The sequence below is a fragment of the Mycolicibacterium sp. XJ2546 genome (assembly GCF_053483195.1).
Window position 1 is genome coordinate 1 of sequence record NZ_JBEFRW010000062.1, and the last position, 330, is coordinate 330.

Below are 330 nucleotides of genomic sequence, written 5' to 3' on the forward strand. Positions count from 1 at the left end.
ACCACATCGGACTGATCAACCAAATCGGTCACGGTGTCGACCACATCGGACTGATCAACCAAATCAGTCACCGCGTCCACCACATCGGTCTGATCAACCAAATCAGTCACCGCGTCCACCACATCGGACTGATCCACCAAATCAGTCACCGCGTCCACCACATCGGTCTGATCCACCAGATCCGTCACCACATCAACCGCGTCGGACTGATCCACCAAATCGGTCACCGTGTCCACGACGTCGGTCTCATCGACCACATCGGTCACCGTGTCGACCACATCGGACTGATCAACCAAATCGGTCACGGTGTCGACCACATCGGACTGATCA

Annotated in this window: 1 protein-coding gene; it reads right to left on the minus strand. The window is 55.8% G+C overall.

From position 1 onward, the window contains the following. A partial coding sequence (locus ABQE44_RS25840) for a hypothetical protein (protein ID WP_448432669.1) occupies positions 1-317 on the minus strand: 317 nt, incomplete at its 3' end. Between the last annotated feature and the right edge of the window lie 13 nt (positions 318-330).